Origin of the sequence: Krasilnikovia cinnamomea, assembly GCF_004217545.1 — a bacterium.
In the GTDB taxonomy this organism is placed as follows: Bacteria; Actinomycetota; Actinomycetes; order Mycobacteriales; family Micromonosporaceae; genus Actinoplanes; species Actinoplanes cinnamomeus.
Window position 1 is genome coordinate 6,043,533 of record NZ_SHKY01000001.1, and the last position, 25,402, is coordinate 6,068,934.

21 protein-coding genes are annotated in these 25,402 nt (G+C 70.0%); 8 read left to right on the forward strand and 13 right to left on the reverse strand.

Annotated features, from left to right (window positions below):
• Window positions 1–2 precede the first annotated feature (2 nt).
• Window positions 3–761, forward strand: coding sequence for a sulfite exporter TauE/SafE family protein (locus EV385_RS27265; RefSeq protein WP_130512034.1), 759 nt, complete (start codon window positions 3–5; stop codon window positions 759–761).
• 67 nt (window positions 762–828) lie between these two features.
• On the opposite strand, the gene EV385_RS27270 is transcribed toward EV385_RS27265, so the two are convergent.
• The 4 genes from EV385_RS27270 to EV385_RS27285 all read right to left on the reverse strand — a co-directional run bounded on the left by EV385_RS27270 (window position 829) and on the right by EV385_RS27285 (window position 5,251).
• The gene (locus EV385_RS27270; RefSeq protein WP_130512035.1) at window positions 829–1,098 is read right to left on the reverse strand and encodes a metal-sensitive transcriptional regulator; all 270 of its coding nucleotides are present in this window, start codon (window positions 1,096–1,098) and stop codon (window positions 829–831) included.
• A 75-nt stretch (window positions 1,099–1,173) separates the two neighbouring features.
• Entirely contained in the window at window positions 1,174–3,390 is a 2,217-nt protein-coding gene (locus tag EV385_RS27275) for an ATP-binding protein (RefSeq protein ID WP_242625098.1), read from the reverse strand.
• A gap of 455 nt (window positions 3,391–3,845) precedes the next feature.
• The gene (locus EV385_RS27280) at window positions 3,846–4,853 is read right to left on the reverse strand and encodes a helix-turn-helix transcriptional regulator (RefSeq protein ID WP_130512036.1); all 1,008 of its coding nucleotides are present in this window, start codon (window positions 4,851–4,853) and stop codon (window positions 3,846–3,848) included.
• Window positions 4,850–5,251 carry a hypothetical protein gene (locus EV385_RS27285; RefSeq protein WP_207229975.1) on the reverse strand — a complete coding sequence of 134 codons (402 nt, stop codon included), beginning with the start codon at window positions 5,249–5,251 and terminating at the stop codon, window positions 4,850–4,852. The genes EV385_RS27280 and EV385_RS27285 overlap by 4 nt, the downstream gene beginning before the upstream one ends.
• 331 nt (window positions 5,252–5,582) lie before the next feature.
• Here EV385_RS27285 and EV385_RS27290 point away from each other — a divergent pair, with 331 nt between their 5' ends.
• The gene (locus EV385_RS27290; RefSeq protein ID WP_130512038.1) at window positions 5,583–6,542 is read left to right on the forward strand and encodes an alpha/beta hydrolase family protein; all 960 of its coding nucleotides are present in this window, start codon (window positions 5,583–5,585) and stop codon (window positions 6,540–6,542) included.
• Between the two features lie 292 nt (window positions 6,543–6,834).
• Entirely contained in the window at window positions 6,835–8,313 is a 1,479-nt protein-coding gene (locus EV385_RS27295) for a GGDEF domain-containing protein (RefSeq protein ID WP_165449627.1), read from the forward strand.
• A 36-nt stretch (window positions 8,314–8,349) separates the two neighbouring features.
• Here the strand turns inward: EV385_RS27295 and EV385_RS27300 are convergent, their stop codons facing one another.
• Window positions 8,350–8,946, reverse strand: a complete 597-nt coding sequence (locus tag EV385_RS27300) for a hypothetical protein (protein WP_130512040.1) — start codon at window positions 8,944–8,946, stop codon at window positions 8,350–8,352.
• Window positions 8,947–9,373: 427 nt separating this feature from the next.
• On the opposite strand from EV385_RS27300, the gene EV385_RS27305 reads away from it, so the two are divergent.
• Window positions 9,374–10,618 carry a cyanophycinase gene (locus EV385_RS27305; protein WP_130512041.1) on the forward strand — a complete coding sequence of 415 codons (1,245 nt, stop codon included), beginning with the start codon at window positions 9,374–9,376 and terminating at the stop codon, window positions 10,616–10,618.
• A gap of 46 nt (window positions 10,619–10,664) precedes the next feature.
• Here EV385_RS27305 and EV385_RS27310 read toward each other — a convergent pair whose 3' ends face one another.
• The 8 genes from EV385_RS27310 to EV385_RS27345 all read right to left on the reverse strand — a co-directional run bounded on the left by EV385_RS27310 (window position 10,665) and on the right by EV385_RS27345 (window position 19,825).
• A complete protein-coding gene (locus tag EV385_RS27310; RefSeq protein WP_130512042.1) occupies window positions 10,665–11,819 on the reverse strand; it encodes a M20 family metallopeptidase in 1,155 nt (384 codons plus the stop codon).
• Window positions 11,816–12,580 (reverse strand): amino acid ABC transporter ATP-binding protein, encoded by a 765-nt coding sequence (locus EV385_RS27315; RefSeq protein WP_130512043.1) that lies wholly within the window; start codon window positions 12,578–12,580, stop codon window positions 11,816–11,818. Before EV385_RS27315 ends, EV385_RS27310 begins: the two co-directional genes overlap by 4 nt.
• Window positions 12,577–13,428, reverse strand: coding sequence for an amino acid ABC transporter permease (locus EV385_RS27320; RefSeq protein WP_130512044.1), 852 nt, complete (start codon window positions 13,426–13,428; stop codon window positions 12,577–12,579). The genes EV385_RS27315 and EV385_RS27320 overlap by 4 nt, the downstream gene beginning before the upstream one ends.
• 101 nt (window positions 13,429–13,529) lie before the next feature.
• On the reverse strand, window positions 13,530–14,471 hold the full coding sequence (locus EV385_RS27325) for a transporter substrate-binding domain-containing protein (RefSeq protein WP_130512045.1): 942 nt from the start codon (window positions 14,469–14,471) through the stop codon (window positions 13,530–13,532).
• 86 nt (window positions 14,472–14,557) lie between these two features.
• Entirely contained in the window at window positions 14,558–15,403 is an 846-nt protein-coding gene (locus EV385_RS27330) for a MurR/RpiR family transcriptional regulator (protein ID WP_130512046.1), read from the reverse strand.
• On the reverse strand, window positions 15,400–16,584 hold the full coding sequence (locus EV385_RS27335) for a hypothetical protein (protein ID WP_130512047.1): 1,185 nt from the start codon (window positions 16,582–16,584) through the stop codon (window positions 15,400–15,402). Before EV385_RS27335 ends, EV385_RS27330 begins: the two co-directional genes overlap by 4 nt.
• A gap of 129 nt (window positions 16,585–16,713) precedes the next feature.
• The gene (locus EV385_RS27340) at window positions 16,714–18,816 is read right to left on the reverse strand and encodes an alpha-galactosidase (protein ID WP_242625099.1); all 2,103 of its coding nucleotides are present in this window, start codon (window positions 18,814–18,816) and stop codon (window positions 16,714–16,716) included.
• A gap of 22 nt (window positions 18,817–18,838) precedes the next feature.
• Entirely contained in the window at window positions 18,839–19,825 is a 987-nt protein-coding gene (locus tag EV385_RS27345; RefSeq protein WP_242625100.1) for a LacI family DNA-binding transcriptional regulator, read from the reverse strand.
• A gap of 187 nt (window positions 19,826–20,012) precedes the next feature.
• Between EV385_RS27345 and EV385_RS27350 the strand changes: the two genes are divergently transcribed.
• The 4 genes from EV385_RS27350 to EV385_RS27365 all read left to right on the forward strand — a co-directional run bounded on the left by EV385_RS27350 (window position 20,013) and on the right by EV385_RS27365 (window position 25,262).
• Window positions 20,013–22,028 (forward strand): beta-galactosidase, encoded by a 2,016-nt coding sequence (locus tag EV385_RS27350; protein WP_130512049.1) that lies wholly within the window; start codon window positions 20,013–20,015, stop codon window positions 22,026–22,028.
• Window positions 22,029–22,159: 131 nt separating this feature from the next.
• Window positions 22,160–23,002 carry a carbohydrate ABC transporter permease gene (locus EV385_RS27355; RefSeq protein ID WP_242625101.1) on the forward strand — a complete coding sequence of 281 codons (843 nt, stop codon included), beginning with the start codon at window positions 22,160–22,162 and terminating at the stop codon, window positions 23,000–23,002.
• A complete protein-coding gene (locus EV385_RS27360; protein WP_242625102.1) occupies window positions 22,999–23,895 on the forward strand; it encodes a carbohydrate ABC transporter permease in 897 nt (298 codons plus the stop codon). Before EV385_RS27355 ends, EV385_RS27360 begins: the two co-directional genes overlap by 4 nt.
• A 38-nt stretch (window positions 23,896–23,933) precedes the next feature.
• Complete coding sequence (locus tag EV385_RS27365; RefSeq protein ID WP_130512051.1) at window positions 23,934–25,262, forward strand: ABC transporter substrate-binding protein; 1,329 nt, start codon at window positions 23,934–23,936, stop codon at window positions 25,260–25,262.
• Window positions 25,263–25,402: the final 140 nt, after the last annotated feature.

Genomic DNA, 25,402 nt, shown 5'->3' on the forward strand with positions numbered 1-25,402 from the left:
TCATGAGCGCGGCGATCGGGTTCGGCGCGCTCATCGGGGTCCTGCTCGGCCTGCTCGGCGGCGGCGGATCCATCCTCGCCGTCCCCGCCCTCGTTTACGGCGCCGGCCAACCCCTCGCGGCGGCCGTGCCGACCTCGCTGCTGGTCGTCGGGATCTCGTCAGCCACCGCTCTTCTTCCGCGGCTGCGTGCGGGCCTGGTGCAGTGGCGCATCGCCGGCATCGTCGGCGCCACCGGCGCTGCCGCCGCCTTCGCCGGCGCCGCGGTCAACCACCTGCTCGACCCGCGCATCGTGCTCGTCGGATTCGCCGCCCTGATGGTCGCCGCCGGCTTACGCATGCTGCGCGAGACCGGTGACAGCGGGGGTGACTGCGCCCTGCCCGGCGGCGGCATCAACTGGCGCGGCTGCCTGCCCAAATCCATCGGCACCGGCATCGCCGTCGGCTTCCTCACCGGCCTGTTCGGCGTCGGCGGCGGCTTCCTCATCATCCCCGCCCTCGTCCTGCTCCTCGGCCTGGACATGCCCGCCGCCGTCGCCACGTCACTGGTCATCATCGTGATCAACTCGGCTGCGGGGTTCGCCGCGCACGCCGGCGACGCGGCCATCGACTACCGCATCGCCGCCGCCTTCACCCTGACCGCCATCGCCGGGTCACTCGCGGCCGCCCGGATCGCCTCCCGGATACCCACCCGGCGCCTGCAACGCCTCTTCGCCTACCTGGTCCTCGCCGTCGCCGCGTTCGTCATCATCCGAACGATCTAAGAAGACCACCAGAGCCGGCGCTCACCGGACACACGACGACGAGCACTGCCCACACCGAGCTCACGGGTCAGGCCAGCGAGAGGAACAACTTCTCCAACTGGGCCACGTCGATTGCCTGCTCTTCACCGGACTCCTGGGCGGTGACGCACTGCCGCAGCCCGGCGGCGATGATCTTGAAGCCGGCGCGGTCGAGCGCCCGGGACACCGCGGCGAGCTGGGTCACCACATCGGCGCAGTCGCGGCCGGATTCCAGCATGGCGATCACGCCGCGGATCTGGCCCTCGGCGCGGCGCAGCCGCTTGATGACATCGCCCACCGCGTCAGCGTCGATCTCCACGCTCGTCTCCTCCGTGTGTTTGACCTAGCAATATACCCCACGGGGTACCTGTCTCGCGACGCGGTCGCAGACTGGTCAGGCTGTTCGCGGCGCCGTACCGCATGGCGTCGCGGCGGCGGGAGCTCGGTGGTGGAGCAGGCGGGCAGTTGCGACCGGTGCGGGCGTGGTGGGCAGGGCACGTGGCGCCGCGTGCGAATCCGGCAGGCTGGTCAGGGTGGCGGTGGCGGGCAGGGTGAAGGTGAAGCGGGAGCCGCCGCCCGGGTTGTCCTCGGCCGTGATGGTGCCGCCGTGGCGGGTGACGATGCGCTGGCAGATGGCCAGGCCCAGTCCGGTGCCCGTGTAGGTGGCGCCCGGGTGGGCGCGGTGGAAGCTGTCGAAGATGGCGTCGTGCTGCCCGGCCGGGATGCCGATGCCGTTGTCCGCGATCGTGACCTGCACTCTGCCGTCGAGTGGGGTGCTGGTCACTCGTACGTGCGGGGTGACACCGGGCGCGGTGTACTTGATGGCGTTGCCGATCAGGTTCTCCAGCAGCTGCCGGACGGCGCCGGCATCGGCGTGTACCGGGTGGAGCCGGCCCAGAGCGACCTGCGGCACCGGCTGGCCGGCCGCCGTCGCGGCGTCGGCGCGGCCGGCGGCGACATCGGTGACCATGCCGGTCAGGTCGACCGTGGCGGGCGCCAGGTCGGCGTCGCCGGCCGCGGTGTAGGCGAGCAGGTCGTTGATGAGCCCGCGCATGCGCGCGGCGGCGCGTGCCACGCGGGCGAGGCCGTCGCGCGCGAGGCCGATGGCGGGCTGATCGGCGTCCAGCGCGTCGGTGGCCGTCTCGGTCCAGCCCTCGACCGTGGTCAACGGGCTCTGCAGGTCGTGCGCGACGACTCCGGCGAATTGGGTGAGCTGGTCGCGGTGGCGGCGTTCGGCGGTGACGTCGTGGTAGAGCACCACCGCGTTGCGGGTGCCGTCGCAGCCGGGTAGCGGGGTCGCGGATACCCGCAGGACGCGGACGTCGCGGCCCTGCGGGTCGGTGAACAGCAGGTCGACGGGGTCGACCTGCTGGCCGGCCAGGGCTCGAGCCGGTGGTAGCGCCTGAGCGGTGATCGGGCTGCCGTCGAGGTGATGTACCCGGGTCTGCATGTCGCGTATGGTGCCGGCAGGCCCGAGCAGGCGGACACCGGCGGGGTTGCGCAGCAGGACTGTGCCGTCGGCATCGACCAGGGACAGGCCGTCGGCCATGGAGTCGATGATGGCGCTCAGCAGCGCGGCGTGTCGGGCCTGTTCTTTCTCCTTGGTGGTCAGTTCGGCCACCAGCGCGGCGCGTTCGTCACGGCCGAGGGCGAGGGCCAGGCCGACGGCGGCGATCAGTACGACGTACAGCTGGGCGAGCAGGGCACGGGTCTGCGGGTCGGTGACGGCGGCCATCGGGCCCACACCGTGCACGGTGAACCCGACGACCGCAGCCCCGAAGATCAGGTGGTGGGCGACCACGAACCCGGTGCGCAGCCGGACGGCGGCCCATACGGTCAACGCGATCAGCGGGAACGCCAGCGGCAGATTGCCGTCGAAGACGAACCCGAGCAGATAGGCGGTCACGGAGCAGATCGTGACGGCGAGGTACTCGACGACGCGCCCGGTGGGCATGTCCCGCAGCGCCCGGTCCGTGGCCCGCCACCATCCAGCCAGCGATCCATGCCGGGCCCGGAAACCTGTGACGGCGGGACCGAACCACAGTCCGGCGGTGCCCAGGACGAAGATTCCGGCGACCTGCCGGGCCATCCAGTCCGCCACCATCAGCCACGAGGCCGGCCCGCCGGCGACCCACAGACCGGTCAGGCCCACCGCCCCGCTCGCGGCGGCGGCGGCGAGGGTCGCGCCGAGCACGTAGGCCAGGTCGCGCGGCGCGGACAACCGGGCGCTGCCACCAGCGCCCCACAGGAACGGCCGCCAGCGTCCCAGCAGCCACACGAACACCATCGCCTGCACCAGGTTGGCCCCCGCCAGCACCGCGCTCGGCATCAGGGCGATCCCGGTCGCCGCGTTGCCCACCAGGGCGATCACGGTGAGCGCGCACACGTCCACCCACCGCGTGCGGGAACGGCGCTGAACGCTGAACCACACCACCGCGACACCTGCGGCGGGCCACACCAGCGCCAGGCCGCTGCCCTCGATGACGGTCATCCGCCCGACCACCAGCGCGACCGCGTACACAGCCGCGAACCCCGCGGTACGTGCCAGCGACACCCGCAGGCGTACCAGCCCACCCCCGGCCCCGTACGACGTCGTGTCCGAGCGCGCCACACGGGCGCCGTCCGAAGGTGTGGCTGCCGTGCTGGGTGCGCTGGTGCGCTCCACGTGAAGTCCCCGTTCCGGCCCGCCTCGTCAGGCCCACACTCAAGATTCGGAGACCATGGGTGTGGTCCCGATGCGGCGCGGTTGTCACAAAGGTGCAGCTCATCCCTTCAGCCGGCCACGTCACCGAGACAGGCGACCGCGGGCTGCCGAACAGCCGACGGCATGCCCTAGGGCTGATCGTTCTCGGCTGCTGGACCGGGTCGGTGATCACCGGACTCCGCCGACCGAGCCGAGTGGTCACTCTGAAGAGGGCTACCGCTGCTTGCCCGGGCTGGTCGGTCGAGGCTTCAGCGGTCGAGGCGGGCCGCGTACACGTCAGGGGTGCCGTCTTGGTCGGCGTTCACGCCTTGCTCGGCATGGATGCGCCGTACGCCCGGTTACGCGGCCGGCGTGTACCCCAATCAGCGATCCAGTGCCCGGCCGAGCGGTCGCCCGTAAGCGCGGTGATAGTCGGCCGTAAACCGGCTGAGGTCGGCGTAGCCCCAGCGTGCGGCGATGTCGGCGACGGTGGTGCCGTCGCCGGGCACTCGGTCGCCGAGTTGCTGGTGGGCGCGGTCGAGCCGTACCCGGCGCAGGTATGCCATGGGGGTGGTGTCCAGGTGGCGGCGGAAGGCGCGCCGGACGGCGCGGACGCTGACCCGGGCAGCGCGGGCCATGTCGATGACGCTGATGTCGATGTCGGCGTTGGCCTCGATGAACGCGGTCGCGCGGGTCACGGCCGCCGGGGTGGCGTCGGTGCGATCCTGGTAGCACGCCTCGGGGATGTAGGTGTTGGGAAACGTGGTCAGCACGGCCGCCGCCAGCAGCCGGGTCATCGGCCCGATCATCAGGGGGTGGGTGATGAACTCGGCGGCGGTGTTCAGGCTGTCGGTGACGTAATCGACGACGTACAGCCAGCGGCGGGCATCCGCGGGGTGGGCGGGGCGCCGGGCGGTGAAGCGCAGCGGGGGCAGGGGCTCCTCGGGGCGGTTGCCGGCGGCCTCGGCGATCGCCTGTGGCGCGATGCCGACCAGCGAGCCCAGGAAGGATTCCTGCCGCAGGTGACATGGCCTGTCCGCGTCGGCTTGCAGGACGAGGTCGCCGGGGCCGAACCGATCGTCATGGACAAGGTCGGTGCGTAAGCCGCGATGGACCCGCACCACGCTGATCGGCATGAAGTGGCGACCGCGGAACTCGGTTGTCGCCTGGTGTTCCATTGTGTCGAGATGAAACGGTCCGGGATCCAGCCGCACGTGGCGGAGACGGTAGGTGGCGGGGTCGCGCTGGATGGTCAGCATCGTGTCGTACGCGGCGGTGAGATAGGTCCGGGCGCGGTCCGGGTCGGTGGTGGCGAACTCGATCCGGTGCCGGTCCGGGTCGCGGAAGACGCACCCGGCAGGCACGCCACCCCCCTCGCGATGGGTGGTCATGAGCGCAGCGTCCGGCTCGGAGCCTGGCCGTAGGGCTGCTGGTAGGCGGCGGCGAAGCGGTGGGGGCGGGCGAAGCCCCACCAGGCGGCGGCAGCGGCCACGGTGACCCCGTCGCCCGGCTCGGCGGCAACCAGCCTCTCACGGCTGTAGATGCCGCGCCGCGCGAACGTGAGGACGGCAGGAAATAGCCGCTGCGCCGCCGCCGAGATCCGCTGTAGCGCGGTGAAGTGGACCCGCCAGCCGTCCAGCCCGGTCCACCCCTCGGCCACCCGCACCTCCTCACCGTCCCAGCGCGTGATGATGTGCGACGGCGGCCCGGTGCCGACCGTGCTCCCATCGCTGACCCGCCGGCAGGCGATAGGGTCCTGCTCCGGCATCACCACCCCCAGGCTGGGCACGACATCTCGGCACGGCGATCCATGTCTGTCCGAGGCAGACATCATCAACCTTTCCACCCCACCCCGCATGGCGGTAGGGGCTGGAGGGCCGGACCGCACGCCCGAGTAGCAGTCGAAGTCGGCCCGCGCGATCGTCTCCCCGACGCTGTCCGGGCAGGCTCGTGCGCCCGGATCGTCGGCATGTCGCCGGAATCCATCCGCCCCCGACGCAAATGGGCCTGACTGACTTCATTGACAAGGGTGTGTGAGTTCTCCATATAGAAAACCATCTATATGAAAGCCGGGTGTGCGGGCGTTCCATCGACGTACCCCCTTCACACCTGGAGGCACGATGTTCCGGACCGCACTGGCCTGCCTCGCGCTGACCGCGACGCTGCTCGCCGCGCCCACCCCGGCCACCGCCCTCACCGCTGCCGATGCCACGGACCTGGCCCGGCGTGCGGCCACCCTGGACGAGACCGCTCCCGACGACACCTCGGCACCGGGCGCTTTCGCCGTCGGCACCACCGACGTCACTGTCACCGTCGCCAGACGATCTTTCGGCGCGAAGGTCTGGTATCCAGCCGCGTCGGCCGGTGCGAATCGGCCGGTCGCCGACGGCGCGTTCGGCGTCGTCGCCTTCGGCCATGGTTTCCTGCAGAGCGTCGGCAGGTACGCCTCAACCCTGTCCCACCTTGCCTCCTGGGGCTTTGTCGTCGCAGCCCCCACGTCCCAAGGTGGCCTGGCGCCCGACCATTCGGCCTTTGCCGACGACCTCAACGCCACCCTGACCTGGTTCGTCGACCAGGGCACGACGCCGGGATCACGGTTCGCGAACCACGTCGACCCCGCCGCACTTGCTCTGTCCGGCCATTCGATGGGCGGTGGCGCCAGCGTGCTGGCGGCGGTCCGAAACCGAAACGTCCGCACCGTTGCCAATCTCGCCGCCGCCGAGACGAACCCGTCCGCCAAGACCGCCGCAGCCAACCTTCCGATGGCTGCCATGCTGGTGGCTGGTGATCACGACACAATCGCACCGCCGGCCGACAACCAGATCCCGATCTACCAGGCCAAACCGGCACCGAAGCAGCTGCGCACCATTCTCGGCGGCTGCCATTGCGGTTTCATGGACAGTGGCACCCTGTTCTGCGACAGCGGATCGATCGACCGCGCCGTGCAGCTCAAGCTGACCCGACGGCTACTGACCGACTGGTTCCTGTACACGCTGTCCGGCGATACCAGCCGCTACGACGCTGTCTGGGGCATTCAGGCGCAGAACGATCCCCAGATCCGCTTCGAGGGTGCCCGCTGATCACCCTTAGCCGGAGGGCTCCTCGGCGCGCTGGCGAGCCCTCCGGCTCACCAGAATCCTCGAGCGCCGTCCGCCGAGGGCTATGCGGCAGTGCCCAGCCCCTGAATGTCACGAGTTCGCAGCCCTAAGAAGTGGCAGGGTGTAACCGATCTAGTTCTGGGGTGGCGGCGGGGCGGAAGGGGTAGGCATGGGGTTGACCTCTGCCATGCTCGTGCCCCTGGCGCATTTGGGACCACTCGGGCATTTAGCAGTACATCCGCATCGGCTCTACGCTCATGGCCGGTTCGGCGAGGTGCTCGACCTCGTCGATGAGAACGAGTGGATCGCAGACGCCTTTGGCGACCGGGACACGGCACGTGGCGTCCTGCAGATCCGGGCATACGTGCTGACCGAGCTGGGCCGCTACACCGAGGCCGAGACCCTCGGACGGGAACTGCTGCGCCGCGCCACCTCCCGGGCCGGCAAGGCAAAGGCCAGCGCTGACCTCGCCGACGTCCTCGTCCGGATGGGCCGCTTGGAGGATGGCCTGCACCTGCTCGCGACAGCCATGAACATCCTCGAAACGTGCCCCCGGAACTGGCGGTACTTCTCGGCAATGTCGTCGGTCGTCGAACCGGCCCGCTGGGCAGAGCTGTACGAGCTGTCCGACCTGGCTTCCCGGGCCGACCCACAGTGGCTGGAGGTCGACCCGAACCGGCGCGTCATCATGGACGGCCAGCGCGCGGAATCGCTGCTGGAATGGGCGCTGCGGCTGGAGCACGTGGGCTGCCTCGACGAGGCCGGCGCCCGGTACCGGGACGTCATCGCGTTGACCAGGCCGTGGGCCGACCTGAGCGCCGAGCCCGACCTCGAGTCCGACCGTGCCCTGGTGTCGGCGGTGCTCGCGTGCGCACTGGTGAAAGTGGGCGAGGCCACGCAGGCCCGGGAGATGGCCGCCAGCGCGATCTCCACGCTGCGCGCCGATGACCGCCTCTTCGACGCCCGCCTGGCGCATCTGGCGTACGGACTGGCGTTGCGCAGTGCCGGTGAATTCCAAGACGCCGCCCGCGAGCTGACCGCGGCCGAGCAACTCTGCGCCCTGGCGGGCGCCCCGCGACACCGGCTGATATTCCAGTTCGAGCTCGGCCTGCTCGCTGCGGAGGCCGCGCCCGGCCCGGCGACCACGCAACTGGTCTCCGCGCTGCGCGCACACGCGGAGCAACTGTGGCGGCTGCGGTTGGACCGGGTGGCGATGCTGCGGCAGGCTAGCCGCCGGGTGCAGTTGGAGGCTGCCCATGCGACCGCGGACGCCGCCGCACAGACGGACCCGCTGACCCAACTGGCGAACCGGCGCGCCTTCGACCGGCGCATGGCAGAGCTCGGCACCCAGGATTCCCCCACCGAGGAGGTGTGCCTGCTCCTGGTCGACCTGGACAACTTCAAGCAGATCAACGACGGCTTCTCGCACGCGGTCGGCGACACGGTGCTGCGGGAGATCGGCTACGCACTGCGCTCCGAGAGCCGCGTCTCCGACCTGCCCGCCCGCTTCGGCGGGGACGAGTTCGGTGTTTTCCTCGCCACGGACCTGGCCGGCGCCACACGAATCGCCGCCCGCATGCGTACCGTCATCCGCGACCGTGACTGGCACATGGTCGCGCTGGGCCTGCACGTCACAGTCAGCATGGGTCTCGCACCGCTACAGCCCGGCATGACCGGCGAGGATCTGTTCGCCGCCGCCGACAAGCAGCTCTACGCGGCCAAGCGCGCGGGCAGAGACCGCCTCGCCGCATAGCGCACCCGCCCCGATGGGCCCCGTGAAAGCCCGGAGCTACAGGCCGGTCGATGCCGACCAATCGACGTGCGTGGTGTGGCCGAGGTTGCCGTACCAGTTGTTGGGTGCCGGATGGAGCTGGAGGTAGGGCAGATCCGGAACACCGTAGGCATGCAACACATCCCACACGGCATCGGCGCAGTTGTTGCCGATGACGGCGTAGCCTCGCCCGGCTGCGGCGGCCGCCGCCGAGTTGGCCGGGCCAGGGTCGAACCGTGAGCTCGAGGCGGTGGTCGACTTGTAGGAGAGGTAGCCGCGGGACCTCATCGCGCTGAGCATCTGTGATTCTGTGCCGTTCTGCCGCCAGGAGCCGTTGTCGGCCCCGGCCTTGATGTGCGGCTTGCCGTGGGGATTCTCCACCGAGCCGAACGAGTAGCTGTCGCCGCACGTGGTCCGGTAGCCCCAGCCCACGTGGCCCAGGCCGTTCGCTCCGCTGGGCCGGACGAACACGTAGGCGCCCTTCGCTGCGCCGCAGCCGAGCGCGGACGCGTTCGCGAGTTTCGTCAGCGGCCCAATGGACGCCGCAAGAAACACTACTGACAATGCGACTAACAGTACGAGCCGGCGACGTCGCGCCGCGGGGGCTGTGGGCATGAATGTCTCCCTGTCTCAGCGTGAGGGCGGAAGCCGTCAGCCGCGAACTGAGTCACCCTTGCGGCCGGCTGCCGCCAGACATCCTGTACGGGAAACACCGGCGTAGCAATTGCCGTCATCAATGGTGCCGCCTCGACGAGGGGTCAATGGCGCCCCTCGCTACGGTCTGTGAACAGGTATGTTCACGTGAACACACGATAATTGCGGACGGTGACGAGGCCGTCGCGGGTCGGTTGGACAAGGTGTCATCCCGGGTGGGATCTGAGAGAGTTCTCCCCTTCATCTCATTTCTCGCGCAGCGTCAATTCGCATTGACCATCGCCCTGTTCAGGCCAGGGATCGGAATTCGGGTCGAAGTATTGACGTCCGCTCGGCACGGGATATTCTGGCGGTGCACGGTTCGCCCTCACGAATGGTGAGGAGCAACGTGTCCGCACGACCTTCATTCCTGCGCGTGGTTCCGGCGCTGCTGTGCGCCGCGACTGTCGCAATCGGACCGGTGGCAATGCCGGGCCAAGCCCACGCCGCACGCCAGTCCGGCGGCAGCCTGGTCCTCGTCGGCGGTGGCCTGTCCGACGACAACGCGGCCGTCTACGGCGACATCGTCCGGCTGGCCGGCGGCGCCGGCCGGGCCCGGATCGGCATCATCACCGCGGCCGCGCCGGTGCCCGCCGAGGATCCCGACGCAGGCACCCCCGACTGCAACAACAGTGTCTGCAACGGTGACTACTACGCGGCCCTGTTCCAGCGCTACGGCGCACACGCGGAATGGATCCCGATCGACCTTGACCACATCGCCGCCGCCGACGACCCGGCCGTGGTCGCGCAAGTCAACCGGCTCAGCGGCTTCTTCTTCGGCGGCGGCGATCAGTACCGGTACGTGACCACGATGCAACGGGCGGGCGGTGCGGACTCGCCCGCCCTGGCGGCGATCCGTGCCCGCCTGCACGCGGGGGCGGTGGTCGCCGGGACCAGCGCCGGAGCCCAGATCCAGGCGGGACGGGACATGGTCACCGGCGGCGAGTCCTACGAGGGACTGCGCGACGGGAGCACGCCGGGCTACTTCGACGACGCCTCCAAGCTCGGCTACCTGCCAGCCGGCGGGTTCGGGTTCTTCCGGGCCGGATTGCTGGACACCCACTTTTCGCACCGGGGACGGTGGGGCCGCTCGGCGCGTCTCGCGGCAGACACCGGCCACGACCGCGTCTTCGGACTCGACCAGGACACCGCGCTGGAGGTCACCGGGGTCGGCGGGCGGCACGAGTCGATGCGCGTTCTCGGCGCTTCCGGTGTCCATGTGCTCGATCTGCGCCACGCCAGGGCGCGCACAGGCGTGGACGGCTGGAGGATCCGCGGCGTGCGATGGACCCGGTTGAGCGACGGCGACGGCTATGACGCGCGAGCGTGGCGCCTGAGGACCAACAAGCCCGGATACCGGGGCACCGCGCCGGGCTGCCCGGCTGCGGCGGCTGACGTGTTCGGCCGGGAGGTGTTGTCGACCCTCGCCGCGGATCTGGCCGGGCGACGCGAGTGCCGTACCGCAGCGGGCCGCACCAGCGAGCAGCACCCCGCGTTCGTGGTGGATCTGCGTCGCGGCCAGCGGTTCACCGCCTACGGGGTGGGCAGCGCGGCGACGTACAGCGGGCTGCGCGTGAGCATCCGCGGGGCATGAAAGCCTGGGGCGGGTTCCCGGGCGAGTGCCCGGGAACCCGCCCCGATCACGAGGCGACGGTGTCCACCAGCCCGGCGAGCAGGGCGACCCGGGGTGCCACCGAAGCCAGGTCCAGCCACTCGGCGGCGCTGTGGTCGTCGCCGCCGACCGGTCCGAGTCCGTCGAGCACGGGGACACCGGCGGCGGCCAGCAGGTTGGCGTCGGCGCACCCGCCGGTCTGGGCGGCCTGCACGGGAACGTCCAGTTCGGTCCCCACCTGCTTGGCGAGCTTGATCAGCTCGTCGGTGCCGGCTGAGCCTTCCCACGGCGGGGTCGGGGCGATCACCGACACGACCGCCGAGACGCCGGGTACGCGGGGTTCATGGGCGGCTGCGGTGATCGCCGCGAGCGCGTGCTCGAACGCGTCGGTCCGGTCGGAACGCACGTCGACCACGAGCGTGGCCTGTTCGGGCACCACGTTGGCGCGCTCCCCGGCCTGTAGCACCCCGACATTGACGGTGACCGACGGCCAGCGGCCGTTGAGCTCCTGCAGGGCGATCGTCAGGCGGGCGGCCGCCAGTGCGGCGTGGGCGCCACGTTCGGGCTCGATGCCCGCATGCGCGGCACGCCCGCGCAGCGTCACCTTGATGTCGGCGACGCCCTTGCGGCCCGACACCAGATCGCCGTTCTCGCGGGCGCACTCGAGGCACAGGGCGACGTCCGTCTCGCGGGCGAGGCGGTCGAGCAGCGCACGGCTGCCCACCGAGCCGATCTCCTCATCCGGCGTGGCGAGCAGGACGAGTTCGCCGAAGGAGGTACGGCCGCACAGCAGCAGACTCTCGATCGCGGCCAGCCCGGCCAGCACGCCGCCCTTGTCGTCGCACACCCCGGGACCGTATGCACGGCCCCCGTCCACCCGGAACGGACGGCTGGCTGCGGTGCCGGGTGGGAACACCGTGTCGAGGTGCGCGGCGAGCAGGACTCGCCGCGTGCCGGTACCGCGGATGCGGGCGAGGACGGCGTCGCCGAGCGGGGCGCCCGTGGCGTCGCGCAGGGGGATGCGACGGGTCTGCAGCCCGGCCTTCTCGGTCCAGGCCGCCAGCAGGCCGGCGACCCGGTGCAGGCCCGTCACGTCGCGGCTGCCCGAGTCGATGTTCACGAGCCGGCCCAGCCGTTGCAGGTACGCGGGATGGCGCTGCCACGCCGCGTCGCGCAGGTTCACAGGACCTTCGACAGGAACGCACGGGTGCGTTCGCTGCGGGGGTTGCCGAGGACCTCGGCTGGTGTCCCGGTCTCGACGACCGCGCCGCCGTCGAGGAACACCACCTGGTCGGCCACCTGGCTGGCGAAGCCCATCTCGTGCGTTACCACGATCATGGTCATCCCGTCGGCGGCCAGGTCTCGCATGACGTCGAGGACCTCGCCGACCAGTTCCGGGTCCAGCGCGGAGGTCGGCTCGTCGAACAGCATCAGCTTGGGCCGCATCGCCAGGGCGCGCGCGATGGCCACCCGCTGCTGCTGCCCGCCGGAGAGCTGGGCCGGGTAGGCCCCGGCCTTGTCGGCCAGGCCGACGCGTTCCAGCAGGACGGCCGCCTGTTCGCGGGCCTGTGCGACCGGTTCGCGCAACACGTGTACGGGAGCCTCGGTGATGTTCTGCAGCACGGTCAGGTGCCCGAAGAGGTTGAACCGCTGGAAGACCATGCCGATCTCGCGCCGCCGGGTCGCCACCTCGCGCGGGCGCAGCGCGTACAGTCGTCCGCCGTGCTGTCGGTAGCCGACCGGGGTTCCGTCCACCGTCAGCGTGCCGCCGTCGAGGGTCTCCAGGTGGTTGATGCAGCGCAGGAACGTCGACTTGCCGGAGCCGGAGGGTCCGAGCAGGCAGCAGACCTGGCCGGGGGCGACGTTGAGGTCGATGCCGCGCAGGACCTCGTGAGCGCCGAAGCGTTTGCGCACGCCGTCGGCATGCACCATCGCGGTGGTCATCGCAGGCCCTCCCGTGGGTTGGTCACGCCTCGCCCGAAGCGGCGTTCGACGAAGTACTGCCCGACCGACAGCACGCTGACCAGGGCGAGGTACCACAGCGCTGCGACGACCAGCAGCGGGATGACCTTGTAGTTGCCGCCGTAGACGCCCTGCACGACGGTCATGAGGTCCCGTCCGGCGATGACCGACACCAGCGCGGTCGACTTCAGCATGGTGATGGTCTCGTTGCCCATCGGCGGGATGATGACCCGCATCGCCTGCGGCAGCACGATGCGCCGCAGGGTCAGCCCGGGTGGCATGCCCAGGGCGTGTGCCGCTTCGGTCTGTCCCCGGTCGACGGCGAGCAACCCGCCCCGGACGATCTCGGCCGCGTAGGCCATCTCGTTGAGCGACAGCGCCAGGACCGCCGCCGTGGTTCCGGAGATGACGACGCTGGTGGGCTGGTCGAACACCGCGCCCAGCCCGGGCAGCGCCACGGTGATGCGGGGGAACAGCGCGCCGAGGAAACCCCAGAAGATGATCTGTACGAGCAGGGGCGTACCGCGGAAGAACCAGATGAAACTCCACGCGAAGCCGCGCAGTACCGGGTTGGCCGACAGGCGCAGCACGGCCAGCACGATCGCCCCGGCGGTGCCGAGGACCATCGCGACACCGGTGAGCGCCAAGGTGACGCCGACGCCGCGCAGCACGTAGTCCTTGAACAGGTAACTGCCGATGGTCGCCGGTTCCAGATTGGGGCTGCGCAGCAGCGTGACGAGGAACAGGGCCGCCACCGCGAACAGCACCGCCGCGGTCACCCAGCGGCCATAGTGGCGCACCGGCACGGCCCGCACACTCGTGATCTCCATGGCTATCCTTCGCGAAGAGCAACCGCCGGGCACGGCCACGGTCCGCCCTCAATCGGAAATCGTGGCGCCGCGCCCGGCGGCCGCGGTCGGTGTGCGGATGGTCAGTCGATCGCCTGGTCCACGGTGATGCTGGTCAGGGCGATCGGCTGCTGCTTGTAGTGCGCCAGGATCTTGGCGTAGGTGCCGTCGTCGATCAGGGCCTGCAACGCGGCTCGGTACGCCTCGGCCAGGTCCTTGCGCGACTTGAGGAAGCCGAACCCGTTCGGGCTGGCCCGCCAGCCGTTGGGTTGGGTGGGATCCTGGACGAGTTCCGCCTTGCCGCTCAGCCCGGCGGCGATGTCGGTGAGGTTGACCTGGGTCGCGGCGACCGCGTCGGCGTTGCCGGCCAACAGGGCCTGCACCGCCTGCGGGTTCTCCGGGTATTCCTGTACGGCGATGGGGCGGGCGGCGCAGCTCTGGGCGCTGTACTCGGCCAGGTGCTTGGCCTGGTTGCTGGCCTTCTGCGCCGCGACCTTCCGGCCGCACAGGTCGGTGACCGTCCTGATGCCCTGCGGGTTGCCCGCGAGGACGAGGAAGCCGGTGCCGGAGGCGGAGTAGTCGACGAACGTCGCGACCTGGTGCCGTTCCTTCTTGTCCGTGATGCCGCCCGCGATGGCGTCGTACTTGGCGGCCTGCAGGCCAGGGATCAGCCCGTCGAACGGCTGCTGGGAGAAGGTCGTGGCGAGGCCGAGCTTGGCGGACGCGGCCGTGAGCAGGTCGTGGTCCAGGCCCTTGAACGCGTCCGTGCGGCCCTCGGCGGCGAAATCGATGAAGGGCTGGTAGGGCGCGTTGGTGGCGATGGTGACGGTGCCTTTGGCGCGGACGTCGTCGGGCACGTTGGACGCGAGTCGCGTGTCCGTGGTGACCGTGCCCGCGCCCTCGACGGTCACGGTCACGGTTTTGGCCGGGGTGGCGGCCGCGCCGCCGTCGGTGGTGGAGCCGCATCCGGCGGCAAGGAGAACGGTTATCGCCGTCACGGACGGCGCTACGGATTTGAGGCGCATGAGCGGGACCTCCCCGGGTCACCTCGTGGTGTCCGGTGACTGTAACGCACGTTACGGAATCTGTGAAGTTACGGATTCATGTAACGTCAGAGGTAGGGCTGGCTGGCCGCCTCGATGGCGGCCAGGCGGCTCTGCGCCACGGCTCCCAGCTCGTCGATCACCCCGGCGACGAGGGCCTCGAGCAGCGCCAGGGCGGGCACGAAGCTGTCGTACAGCGACGGTGAGTCGACCCGGCTCGGCAACACCACCTCGGCGAGGCCGGCGATCGGGGACAGCCACCGGTCGGTACACAGGATCACCCGTGCGCCGCGGTGCGTGACCGTGCGCGCCAGCTCCAGCGTCGACGCCTCGTAGCGCCGGAAGTCGAACAGCACGAACAGGTCGCGGCGCCCCACGTCAACCAGGGCGTCGACCCGCTCCACCGGACCGGCGGGCAGCAGGCGGCTGGTGCCACGCAGCTGCATGAGATGAAAGACCAGGTACTGCGCGAGCAGGGCGGAGAACCGGCCGCCTGCCGCGGTCACCCGTAGCTGCCGGTTGGACAGCAGCCGCACGGCGCGGTGCAGCTCCGCCTCGGGCAGGTCGGTGAGGGTTCCCGCGACCGCCCCGGGTAGCACCTCGGCGGCACGTGAGAGTGGGCTGGACGTCGTGCCCGGCGCCGCCGCGTACGCCGCCAGCGGCGAGATCTCCCGCTCGGCGAGCTCCTCGCGCAGCACCCGCTGAAACTCGGGGAAGCCGCCGAAACCCAGCCGGGACAGGAAGCGCAGCACGGTCGGCGCGCTCACCCCGGCCCGGTCTGCCAGCGCCGCGACCGTCTCCAGCCCGGCCGCCGGGTACGTCGCGAGCAACGCCCGGCCCACCTTGCGCTCACCCGGGCTGCACTCGCCCAGCCGGGCGCGAATGACCGCCGCCACCCCCACCCGCTCCGTCATGCGGCCAGCGTAGACGGCACGCGATCTAACGCGTCGTCACGGTGCGGGTGTAGGTCCGGGCCCGAACCGCGGTAGCCTCCCAGCTCGGCGCGGACCGGACCGGGGCCGCCGGGGTTCAGGCGTGGGTCGTTCGGCTCGCTCTCACTGAATGCCGTGGTGCCGCCGCAGGCGGCCGCCGGGGCGCCGTCGTACAAGTCGCCGCCGGGCACTCCATCGACGACGTCGCGCAGGTAATAGCCACAGGTGGGCCGATGCCGGAAGTCGAAGGTCGAACCCGGCGCCAGTTTCCAGATCTTGAAACCCCGGTAGCTCAGCGGGCGCCCGGGCTGGATCCGCTCGGGCGGATGGTCGGCCAGCACCACGTACGCATTCCGCGCCACCACCGCGGCCAGCCCGTCACGGTCGAGGTAGAGCGAGCCGCCTTCCTCGGCGCCGACCCCCCACGCCGCGCCGCCGGTGGTCCGGCCATCCCGCACGGCGCGGGCGACGAACGCCATGGTGCGCCCCATCCGGTCGCGGGTGACGAAGTGCGAGTCGTTGATGGTGTTGCGGTAATCCGGCCAGGCGAACATCCCGTACGTGAACGTCATGTTCGGGCCGTACGGGTCGGCTAGCGCCGTGGCCGAAGTGACGCTGCCGCCGCATGCGTCGTACACGATGTCGCTGTTGATGTGCATTCCCGCGCTGCCACCCCCGGCGCCGCCACCTTTGGCGACAACGGACTCCACCGCGGATTCCAGGGCGGTGCCGCGCCAGGCCGCGTACCGGCACTGGTCGCCGCCCGCGAAGTAGACGAATTCGGCGTTGCGGATGTCGGTGTTCGCCCGGGTGTCGTTGCCGTCGGCCGCCCGGGTGAGCGTCAGGGTGGTGCAGGAGTTGGTGCCGGCCAGCGTGATGATGACATCGCATTCGGGGGTTCCGGTGCCGGATGCCGCGATGACCGCCACGTCCAGCGATCCGCTGCCGCCACGGATCTCGTCGATCGCCCTGGTCATCGACGCGGGCACCACGGCGCCGCCGCCGTTCATGACAAACGCCGGGCCGGCCCACGAGGTGCGACTGACGTCTGCGGGGCTGCCCTGCCGGGCGCGCGTGACCGCGGCGGAGGCGGGCGCCGCGAGCACGGACCCGACTAGGGCGGTCACGGTCAGGGCGCACCAGCTGGCTCCGGCCATGCGCATGTGATGCTCCGCTTCGATGTCAAGGGCGGATCCCGAATGAACTAACTGTTACATCGATGACTGACATTCACAAGGTTGTAACGACGGATCAGGGGCCTCGCCGGCCCCGATCAGATCGCGGCCTGAACCTCAATCCACGACGCGGTGCAGGCGGATCAGTGAGCTGGCGTGCGCACCGTCCGGAAGGGTCACCGGCAGGCCCGGCCCCGACAGCAGCGATGCCGGATACGTGGCCCCGGTGTCCTCGTCGCGGTACACCGCCTGGGGATCCAGTGCCGTCAGCGGCAGCGACTGTAGGCCGGGCGCAAAGTCCGCGTCGACCCGGAACGTGAAGACGGCGATGCGGTTCTCGCGGACGTACTGCAGGGCGGACGTCGCGGAGTGCGGCGGGCGCAGCCGGTACAGGTCGCCGTGCTGCACCACCTCCCGGATGTCGCGGTACACCGCGACCATCTCGCGCGCCTCCGCCAGCTCGCCTGGGCTCCACCGGGTCAGATCGCCGCCGATGCCGAGCACTCCGGTCATCGCCACGTGGAAGCGGAAGCGCAGCGGCACCTCACGCCCGGTCAGCGGGTTGGGGCTGTCGGTGACCCAGGCGACCATCGTGGCGGGGGCGTAGACCTGGGCATGCCCGTGCTGGATCTCCAGCCGGTCCACGGCATCGGTGTTGTCGCTGGTCCAGCATTGGTCCGTGCGCCGCAGGATGCCGAGGTCGATCCGGCCGCCGCCACCTGCGCAGGATTCGATGCGCAGGTCCGGGTGGGCGGCGCGGAGCCGGTCGATGACCTCATACAGGCCCGCGGCGTGCTGCGTCCAGGCGGGGTCGGCGGCCTCGGTGAGCGGCCGGTTGAAATCCCACTTGAGGAAGCCGGCAGCGGTGTCGCGGACGAGCTGGTCGAGCCAGCGTGCGGCCCATTCGCGGACGTCGGGGCGGCCGAAGTCGAGGACCAGCTGGTGGCGCAGCTCGGTGCGCCGGTGGCCGGGGGTGTGGTGCACCCATTCCGGATGGCTGCGGTACAGGTCGCTGTCGGGGTTGGTCATCTCCGGCTCGACCCAGAGCCCGAAATCCATGCCGAGGCCGCGGATCTCGTCGGCGAGGGGACGTAGACCGTTCGGGAACCGGTGGGGATTCGCGAACCAGTCGCCCAGTCCGGCGCGGTCGCTGGTTCGGCCGCCGAACCAGCCGTCGTCGACGACGAACATTTCGACGCCGAGGTCTGCGGCGAGTCTGGCGAGCGCGAGCTGGCCTTCGGCCGTGACGTCGAAGGTGGTGGCTTCCCAGGAGTTGTAGAGGACCGGTCGCAACTCGCCTGGGTGCGGCAGCACCTCCCGGCGCTGGTAGGTGTGCCATGCTCGGCTGGCCGCGCCGAATCCGCCGCTGGTGTAGAGCCCGGCGAACAGGGGAGTGGTCAACGATTCACCGGGCCGCAACTCGTGCCGTACGCCGTCGTGTCCGGCCCCGCCGGCGACTGCGCAGCGGCCGGCGTGGGTTCGGGAGGCGACCAGGCGCCAGGATCCGCTGGTGGCCAGCGCCATCGACCAGACCTCGCCGCGCTGCTCCTCGGCCGTACCGTCGTCGATCATGATCCAGGGGTTGGCGTGGTGTCCGGTCACTCCGCGCCGGCTGGTGAGGTGGGTCTCGGCCGTGGGCAGCTGCGTCCGGTGCAGGCGGCCTTCGGCCGACCAGGCGCCCGTGACGTGACTCATGCGGTAGTCGTCGCGTGGTGGTACGCACCAGGCTCCGGAGTCATGCCGGTGCAGCACGACCGCCCCGGTCCCGGCGGCGTTCCCGGCGTCGCCGGTGTGCCGGACCACGGCCCAGCGCTCGATCACGTCGGTGCCGGGAGCCGGACGGTAGTGCAGGTCGACGGCGAGCGGCTGGTGCCGGTCCGCCAGGCTGACCGTGAACTGGTCGGCGGTGGCGTGGTGGGAGACGATCCGCAGTTCGAGTCCGGTGCTCCCGTCGGGGAACCAGCAGCCGAGCGCCGCCGGTCCGAACGCCCGTCCACCCTGGACCGGATAGTCCTCGGCGGCATCCCAGGGGGCCTCAAAGGTGTCCGGGTGCGGGGACGGGCGCGCGGGCACCGCAGCGAGCGCGTCGACGCCGATGCGCGCTCCCCAGTGCATGGGGCGGACGCTGCCCGCCTCGGGGTCGAGGCGCAGCGCGTAGGTCGTGGCGAGGGTGTGGATCGCCACGGTGGTGCCGTCGCCGGAGAGTTCGACTGCGGTCACGGGTACTCCCGGTGGTCGGGGGTCAGGCGGAGCCGCGCCAGACGATGGGGGTGGGTAGCAGAATGCCCTCGCTCGCGTAGGGCTCGCCGCGCAGCTGCCGCAGCACCAGGTCGGCGGCCTGTGCGCCCAGCTTCGCCGCGGGTTGGTGGATGGTGGACAGCTGCGGCTGGGTGCGAACGGCCCAGGCGCTGTCGTCGAAGCCGACCACGCCGACGTCGCGGGGCACGGACAGCCCGGCCTCGCGCAACACCTCCAGCGCCCCGGCCGCCAGCGCGTCGGAGCCGGCGAAGACACCGTCGATCGCCGGTTCACGTTCGAGCAGTGACCGCATGCCCTTGGCGCCCCACGAGTAGTCGTAGAGCGGGACCTCCGCGACCAGGTCCGGGTCGAAGCGCGGCCCGAGGGCCGCGCGGAAACCGTCGACGCGGTCGGCTCCGGAGTCGCGGTCGACCGCGGCGGCGATCATGCCGATCCGGCGACGGCCGGTGGCCATGAGCCGTTCGGTGATCAGCCGTGCGGACCCGGTGTTGTCGATGCCGACGAACGGGATACCTCGGTCCAGGTCGCGTGGATGCCCGACGAACGCGGCCGGTATGCCGACCTGGGCGAGCACGCGGATGATCGGGTCGTGGGTGCGGGCGGAGACGATGATCACGCCGTCGACGAAGCCGCCGCTGAGGTAGCGGCTGACCCGTTGGGTGTCGCGTTCGGAATCCACCACGAGGTTGACCATCTGATAGTCGGCATCGGACAGCGTCGCGTTGGCGCCGAGCATGATCGCCCCGATGTTGGGGTCCTCGAGGAAGAGGACATGCGGCTCCAGGACGACGAACCCCACGGCCTGTGAGCGCTGGGTGACGAGGTTGCGGGCGGCGGTGTTGGGCACGTATCCGACTTCGGCGATGGCCGCTTCGATCGCGGCCCGGGCCCGTGGCGAGACGTATCCGCCGTTGATGACCCGGCTCACCGTCCCGCGCGAGACGCCGGCGGCGGCCGCGACGTCATGCACGGTCGCGCGCCGTGATGAGGATCCAGACGGTGGCACGGCGTTACCTTAGCCGCTGCTCTTGACCGGGACGAGCGTCCGAACCTACTGTGTGCACGTTCACACACCGGATCACACAATCCGAGGTCAGGCCGATGTGTGCACGTGCACACATCGGCTGGACCGGGACGGGATGAAGGAGGTGATGACCATGGCTGATCACCAGGGTCGCGGCCGCCCGGCGTTGGCCGGCATCACGCTCGGATGCGACTACAACCCCGAGCAGTGGTCACCGAGCGTATGGCTCGAGGACGTCGCGCTGATGACCGAGGCCGGCATCGACCTGGTCGCGATCAACATCTTCGGGTGGTCCGACCTCGAAACCCAGCCCGGCCGGTACGACTTCGACCGCCTCGACGCGGTGATCGAGCTGCTGCATGCCAACGGCATCGGGATCAACCTGGGGACCGCGACCGCGTCGCCGCCACCCTGGCTGACCGCGCAGCACCCCGAGATTCTGCCGGTCACCGCCGACGGCACCCGCCGGTTTCCCGGCGGGCGCCAGGCCTGGTGCCCCAGCTCCCCGGTCTACCGCCGGCACGCGCTCGCCCTGGTCGAGCAGGTCGCCAAACGGTACGGCCGCCACCCCGGCATACTCCTCTGGCACGTCTCCAACGAACTCGGCTGCCACAACGCGCTGTGCTACTGCGACGTCAGCGCCGAAGCGTTCCGGGATTGGCTACGTCAGCGCTACGGCAGCATCGCGGCGCTGAACTCGGCCTGGGGCACCGCATTCTGGAGCCAGCGCTATCACGACTGGGCCGAGATCCAGCCACCCCGCGCCACGCTGTCCGCCGGCAACCCGACCCAGATCCTGGACTTCCACCGGTTCAGCTCCGACGCCCTGCTCGACTGTCACCAGGCCGAGGCCGAGGTGCTCCGCCGCCACTCCGACGTACCCGTCACCACCAACTTCATGGTCACCGCCCACATCCGCAACCTGGACTACTGGAGCTGGGCGCCACACGTCGACATCGTCGCGAACGACCACTACCTGGACCACCGGCTCGACGATCCCACCGCCGAACTCTCCTTCGCCGCGGACCTGACCCGGGGACTGTCCGGCGGCGCACCCTGGATGCTCATGGAACAGGCTGCGGGCGCGGTGAACTGGCAGCCGTACAACCTGGCCAAGACGCCGGGGCAGATGCTGCGCAACTCGCTGACCCACGTCGCCCGCGGCGCCGACTCCATCTGCTTCTTCCAATGGCGGGCCGCACCGTACGGGGCGGAGAAGTTCCATTCGGCCCTCGTGCCCCACGCGGGCACCGACACGGCGGCCTGGCAAGAAGTCCTGCGCCTGTCGGCGGTACTCAAACGCCTCCGCGAGGTCGCCGGCACCCGAGTGCTGGCCGACACCGCCCTCATCTTCAGCTGGCCGTCGTGGTGGGCTGCCGACGGCGAAGGCCGCCCCTCCGAGGCGGTGCGCTACCTGGACCAGGTGCACGCCGTGTACAACGAGCTGCGAAGCCTTGGCGTGACGGTCGACATCGTCGCGCCCACCACCGACCTGAGCACCTATCGCCTGGTCGCCATCCCCTGCCTGTACGCCGTATCGGACGCGGCCGCCACCCGAATCAACGAGTACGTCGCGGGCGGAGGTCACGCCGTGGTGACGTTCTTCAGCGGCATCGCGGACGAGAACGACCACATCCGGCTGGGTGGATACCCCGGCGCGTTCCGCGACATGCTCGGGATCTCGGTAGAGGAGTTCTTCCCGAGCGAACCCGGCCGCGCGATGGGGCTGAGCACCGGCGGCCACGCCAGCCTCTGGGCGGAGAACCTGCGACTGACCACGGCCAGGGCGCTGAGCCGCTACACCGACGGTCCGCTGCCCGGCGTACCGGCGGTTACCCGCAACACCTACGGCGACGGGACCAGCTGGTACATCGCCACCGCACTCGACACGACGACGCTGCGCCACGTGCTGAAGCAGGCCGTCGAGACCGCCTGTGTCCCGGCGACGGGCCCGGAGGGCGACGGCAGCGTCGAGGTCGTGCGCCGCGCCGACGGCGAACGCCGCTACCTGTTCGCCATCAACCACGGCACCACGACCGTCGAACTTCCGGCGACCGGACACGAGCTGGTCGACGACCAACCGATCACCGGAACGCTGCGGGTCGGTGCCGGGCAGGTCCGCGTCGTCAGAGAGGACCGGCCCCGATGAGCACGAGCCGCACCACGCCTGCACCCGTGCGCGGTGGCACCGCGAGCAGCCCGCACGCGGCGACGTCACCCGGCCGGGGGAGTATCAACCCCAGCCCACCGGTTCAGGTCCGCCGGCGGTACACCCGCGCCGTGTTGTTCTTCGTCCTACCGTTCAGCACACTGTTCGGGCTGTTCGCCGTCATCCCGATCGCGTACGCCGTGGTGCAGTCGCTCTTCATCGTGCAGCGCACCGGCACCTTCGGACGCGCCCGAGAGGTCTTCGGCGGACTCACCCAGTACGGCCGGGTCTTCTCCGACGTACCGTTCTGGACCTCGGTGGGCCGCGTGCTGATGTTCGGCGCGGTACAGGTGCCGGTCATGCTCGGACTCGCCCTGCTGTTCGCGCTGCTGCTGGATTCCGGACTCGTCCGGGGCAGATGGTTCTTCCGGCTCGCCTTCTTCCTTCCGTACGCGGTACCCGGCGTGATCGCCGCCATCATGTGGGGCTACCTGTACTCGCCGCAGCTGTCGCCCTTCACCGCCGTGACCAGCAACGTCGACCTGCTCTCCGCCGACCTCGTGCTCTGGTCGATGGCCAACGTCGTGACTTGGGTCTATGTCGGCTACAACATGCTGATCATCTATTCGGCGCTGCTCGCCATCCCGCCGGAGATCTACGAGGCAGCCAAGCTGGACGGTGCCGGACCGGTCCGCACCGCCATCTCGATCAAGATCCCCCTCATCCTGCCTGCCCTCGTGCTGACCACGGTGTTCTCGATCATCGGCACGCTGCAACTGCTTGCCGAACCCCAGGTGTTCCGCAGCTTCAGCTCGGCGGTCTCCAGCACGTACACCCCGAACCTGACGGTCTATTCCACCTCCTCGGTCCCGAACTTCAACCTGGCGGCGGCCTTCTCGGTGGTACTGGCCCTGTCGATCTTCCTTCTCTCGTTCACCTTCCTCAGGTTCACCCAGCGCAGGGGGATCCGATGACCGTCACCGTTCCCGCCCCGGTCCGGACACCTTCGAACAACCATGGCGGCGCCGTGCAGACCAGCCTGCTCTCGCGCGTCGTCCCCATGGGCATCATGACGATCGCCGCCGTCTATGTACTCCTGCCGCTGTGGTGGCTGCTGGTCGGTGCGTCGAAGGACCAGGGGCAGCTGGCCGACGGTAACCCCCTGTGGTTCAGTGACCTGCGTCTGCTCAGCAACCTGGACCAGCTGTTCGCCTACCGGGACGGCATCTTCCTGCGGTGGATGCTCAACAGCCTGGCCTACACCGGTGGCGCGGCGCTGCTCGGCACGCTTCTCGCCGGGATGTGCGGCTACGCCCTGGCGAAGTACCGCTTCCCCGGACGCGAGGTGCTGTTCAACGTGATCCTCGGCGGCGTTCTCGTGCCGGCGACGGCGCTCGCGCTGCCGCTGTTCCTGATGTTCAGCACCGTCCACGCCGCGAACACCTTCTGGTCGGTCTTCCTGCCCAGCCTTGTCAACCCCTTCGGGGTCTACCTGGCCCGGATATACGCGGCGACGAGCGTGCCTGACGATCTCATGGAAGCCGCCCGAATTGACGGCGCTGGGGAAGTGCGGACATTCTTCACCGTCTCCGCACGGTTGATGGCACCGGCTTTCCTGACGATCTTCCTGTTCCACTTCGTCGCTATCTGGAACAACTTCCTGCTCCCCTTGATCATGCTCGGGAACGAAAAGCTCTTTCCGGTGACCCTGGGGCTCTACACCTGGAATTCGCAGGCCACGCAGAATCCGGAGCTGCGCGGGCTGGTTCTGATCGGCGCCCTCGTGTCGATCGTGCCGATGATCGCCGTCTTTCTCCTTCTCCAACGCTTCTGGCGAGGCGGCCTCAACGCCGGCTCACTCAAATAACACCGATCGCCCCCGCTCAATTCAGGAAGAAGACAACCATGCGTCCTCCCTTGCGTGCCACCGGCATCCTTCTCATCTCCGCACTGACCCTCGCGGCGTGTTCCGGCACGGACAGCGAGTCGTCCGCAGCCTCGGACAAGTCGGCCTGCGCCCCGTCGCAGGGCAAGGTCGAACTGACCTTCACGTCGTGGGTGCCGGAGATGCAGACCGTCGTCGACGCCTGGAACGCCAAGAACCCGAACATCCAGGTGAAGCTGCAGACCGGACCCGCGGGCAACGCCGGTACCTACCAGAACTTCTTCAACCAGCTCAAGGCTGGCAACGCCCCCGACCTCGGCCAGGTGGAGTACGACGCGCTGCCCAGCTTCCGCCTCCAGGACGGCCTAACGAACCTCGGTGGATGCGACATCGTCGCCAAGGCGAAGGGCCAGTTCGTCGACTGGACGTGGAACCAGGTCAGCTTCGGCGAGCAGGGCGCCGCGTACGGAATTCCACAAGACGCCGGACCGATGGCGATGTTCTACCGCAAGGATCTCTTCGAGAAGAACGGCATCAAGGTCCCGACCACCTGGCAGGAGTACGCGGACGCCGCGGTGAAGGTCAAGGCGGCCGGCGGCTACATCACCAACTTCTCGCAGCTCGACATCAACCAGTTCGCGGGCCTGGCCTGGCAGGCAGGCGCACACTGGTTCGCCAACGACGGCACCACCTGGTCGGTGAGCATGACCGACCCGGCCACCACCAAGGTCGCCACGTACTGGCAGGATCTGCTCGACCGCAAGCTGGTGTCCGCCGTGCCGCCGTGGACACCGGAGTGGAACAACGCCTACAACTCCGGCAACGCCTGGACCTGGGTCTCCGCCGTCTGGGGCGCGAACTCCATCGCCACCGGTGCACCCAAGACCGCCGGCAAGTGGGCTGTCGCCCCGATGCCACAGTGGACCGCCGGCGAGACCGCCGCCGGGAACTGGGGCGGATCGAGTACCGCCGTGTTCAAGGGATCCAAGCACCCGTACGAGGCCGCGCAGTTCGCGCTGTGGCTCAACACCTCCGACGAGGCGCTGACCCTGCTCAATGAAAAGGCAAACATCTACCCGGCCACCACGGCCGGGGCGCAGTTGCCCGCGCTCAAGAAGGGCGTCGCGTTCTACGGCGGCCAGCAGATCTACGACGTGTTCGCCGAGGCATCCGGCCACGTCAAGGCGGACTTCGTCTGGGGACCCACGATGACCAAGACGTACGCCGACGCGTCCGACGGGTTCAAGGCGGCAGTATCTGGTAGCAGCACCCTGACCAAAGCGCTGGAATCTGCCCAGCAGTCGACGATCGCGACGCTGAAGTCGCAGTCAATCCCGGTCAAGGAATAGAGATCCCCGAACCGCCACGCCGCCCCGGCCAGGCGGCGTGGCCCGCGGGCCAGCGCTGAAACGACCCCCTACCCGCAAGGGTCAGCGCTGGAACGGACCCGGAGCCCGGCGAGTCGAACGTCCCCGTTCGCATCGGCACG